Origin of the sequence: Campylobacter sp., from assembly GCF_052170435.1 — a bacterium.
In the GTDB taxonomy this organism is placed as follows: domain Bacteria; phylum Campylobacterota; class Campylobacteria; order Campylobacterales; family Campylobacteraceae; genus Campylobacter_A.
The window spans coordinates 1-3,130 of sequence record NZ_JBQNAN010000051.1; the positions used below are offsets into that span (position 1 = coordinate 1).

3 protein-coding genes are annotated in these 3,130 nt (G+C 45.5%); 2 read left to right on the forward strand and 1 reads right to left on the reverse strand.

Annotated features, from left to right (window positions below; genetic code table 11):
• A partial coding sequence (locus ACTTJF_RS09995; RefSeq protein WP_442551837.1) for a Bax inhibitor-1 family protein occupies nt 1-338 on the reverse strand: 338 nt, incomplete at its 3' end.
• 160 nt (nt 339-498) lie between these two features.
• On the opposite strand from ACTTJF_RS09995, the gene ACTTJF_RS10000 reads away from it, so the two are divergent.
• Nucleotides 499-1,128 (forward strand): carbonic anhydrase, encoded by a 630-nt coding sequence (locus ACTTJF_RS10000; protein ID WP_442551838.1) that lies wholly within the window; start codon nt 499-501, stop codon nt 1,126-1,128.
• The gene (locus tag ACTTJF_RS10005; RefSeq protein WP_442551839.1) at nt 1,125-2,972 is read left to right on the forward strand and encodes a mechanosensitive ion channel domain-containing protein; all 1,848 of its coding nucleotides are present in this window, start codon (nt 1,125-1,127) and stop codon (nt 2,970-2,972) included. The genes ACTTJF_RS10000 and ACTTJF_RS10005 overlap by 4 nt, the downstream gene beginning before the upstream one ends.
• Nucleotides 2,973-3,130 lie beyond the last annotated feature (158 nt).

Sequence of the window (3,130 nt, forward strand, 5' to 3'; positions counted from 1 at the left end):
GGCATCGCAAAAGTGCGTCCCAAAATAGGCGTAAGCGTAAGTCCGCTAACGAAAGTAAAGGCAAAAAGCAGGACCAAATTTAAGCCCGCTTTGCGTTTGGCAAACATTAAACCGACCAAAAGTCCTAGCTCAAGTATCACAAATAGCCAGTAGTTGCCCGCCACCGTAGCTCCCAGCGAGCTGTAAAGCCCGACGTAAGCTCCGACGCTGGCTGCTAAAAGCGAAGCCGCGAAAAGCTGATAGGTTTGCTTGATAAACGTGCTAAGCGCGCTTTGCGAATATTCGCTCGCAACCTCGTGCTCTCTTGAGTTTGCATAGTTTCTGTCATATAAACTCATTTTTTCTCCTTTTAAATTTTGACGCAAATTTAGCCAAAAATAGGTAAATAATATATAAAAGATCGCTGAATTTGACGCGCGAAAAGCATTTTAAAAAATTTTAACGAACTTTGAAACGTTTTTGATATAATATTTTATAATTTTTTATCGGGAAATGTAGATGCAGGGTATTTTAGACGGCGCGGTTAAATTTATGGAAGAGGATTTTTTAGAGCATAAGGAGCTTTTTGAGAGCCTGGGCGAGAAACAGACGCCGCACACTCTTTTTGTCGGCTGTATCGACTCGCGCGTCGTGCCTAGCCTCATAACAAACACGATGCCGGGCGACTTAGTCGTCGTGCGAAATATCGCAAACATCGTACCTCCGTACCGCAAAAGCGAGGAGTTTTTGGCTACGACCTCGGCGATCGAGTACGCCCTGCAAACGCTAAACGTGCAAAACGTCATCATCTGCGGGCACAGCAACTGCGGCGGCTGCGCGGCTTTGTGGATGGACGAGGCTAAATTTAGCAAAACGCCAAACGTAAAGCGCTGGCTTGACTTGCTAGAACCCGTAAAAAAGCGAGTGCAAAAGCTTTTTGGCGACAATATCGCAAAAAGAGAGTGGATAACCGAGCGCTTAAGTCTTGTAAATTCGTTTGAAAATTTACTGAGCTATCCCGACGTCAAGGCCAAATTTAGAGACGGGGAGCTAAAAATTTACGCCTGGCACTACATAATAGAAACGGGCGAAATCTACAACTACAACTTCGTAACAAAGAGCTTTAAACTGCTAGGAGTCGAGAAATGAGAAAAATTTTAGCCGCCGTTTTTGCGCTGTGCTTTAGCTTAAATTTGTTCGCAAATACCGCAAGCGACGATCTAAACGCAACCGACATCCTAAGCGTCGTAAATCAAATCAACGAAGCAAACTCGCAGATCGCCGTTATCAAGGCGCAGTCGGCTGAAAATAACGAAACTGCCGATAAAAACGTACTTTTTAGAACGGTCCTGGAGAAAAAAGAAAAACTGATCGAGCAGATCCCCTACCTCATCATGCAAATCGAAATCGACGAGGAGCAGGTGCAAAATTTCAAACAAGAGATGCAAGATCTGGAGACGAAAACCAAAAAGCTAAAAAACTCTAGCAATCAAAATTTATACGTTAAAAACATGCTGGAGTTTGAGCGTATGCAGCTTGACGGGCTGTTTTACTCCTCGCTTTTAAATTTGGAAAATATATTTAAAGAAGGCGGCAAAGCCGTAAACGTCAAACTTGCCGTCGAAGAGACGCTGCTTAGCTTTCAGACGGAGTTTTACTCGCAGTTTAAGGAGTTTAAAGATAGTCTAAACGAGGAAGCGCTCGCTGCGCACAAAGGCGAACTAGAGGCGCTAGAGGCGCACAAAAAGACGCTTGAGGAGATACTCCACTATCTGCGCGATAACGCCGAGCTGCTCACGTCAAACTACATCATCTCGGAGCTAAATTTAAAAACGGCGATCGATTTTATCAACGAAAAGGCCTCCTTTACGAGTAAATTTAACGTCGGTAAGGCTGTGATTATATTCGTAGTATTTTTGTTTTTCGTCTCGTTTACGACGCTGCTTAGCAGGCTCACGCTGTGGGCTTTGATGAAATTTTTCGTCAAGCACGACTCGGATAGACAGACCAAAGGGCGCATCGTAGAAATCATCAAACGCCCGATGCTACTCACTCTCATCGCCTACGCGATAGATATTTGCGTCTCGATCGCGTATTATCCCGCTCCTATGCCGATAAAATTTGCAAATTTCCTAGCGATCACTTTCGTTATCGCCGTTACCTGGCTCATACTTAGCGTACTAAACGGCTACGGCATGGTGCTCATCAACGAACTCACCAAAAAAAGCGGGCGCAAAGAGGTGATAAATTTGATCCTAAAGATCATCTATTTCATCATCTTCGTTATCGCGCTACTTATCGTGCTTAGCAAGCTCGGATTTAACGTCAGCGCTATCATCGCGTCTCTTGGTATCGGCGGCCTTGCGGTAGCTCTTGCGACCAAGGACATCTTGGCGAATTTCTTTGCTTCCGTCATGCTGCTCTTTGACAACTCATTTTCGCAAGGCGACTGGATCGTCTGCGGCGACATCGAGGGGACGGTCGTGGAGATAGGACTCAGAAAAACGACCGTGCGAACCTTTGACAACGCCCTTATCTTCGTGCCAAACTCAAAGCTAGCCAGCGATCCGATCCGAAACTGGAGTAGGCGAAAGATGGGGCGACGCATCAGGATGCTAATCGGGCTAGAGTACAGCGCCACGACCGAGCAGATCAAAAAATGTGTCGAAGAGATCAAGCAGATGCTAATCGACCATCCAGACATCGCAAAGGGCGACGATATGGGCTCTAAAAAAGTTAGCCGCTACGACCGAGGCATCGTTTCGTTTGACGATTTGGCGGGATATAAGTCAAATTTGTTTGTCGTCGTGGACGAGTTTGCCGATAGCTCGATAAATATCCTCGTGTATTGCTTTTCAAAGACGATAGTCTGGGGCGAGTTTTTAGCCGTCAAAGAGGACGTGATGCTAAAAATAATGAACATCGTAGAGGCTAACGGGCTTGGATTTGCCTTCCCTAGCCAGAGCCTATACGTCGAAGAAGTGAAAAAATAATTTTAAAGGAGAGAAAATGAGCGAAGAATTTGACTACGAAGAGGAAGATTTGGAGGAGGAATACTCCGAATTTGACGACGAAAGATCCGAGAAGTACGGCTATAACTACGACGAGAACGACTACGAATACGGCGACGAAGACGAAGAGGATAGCTACG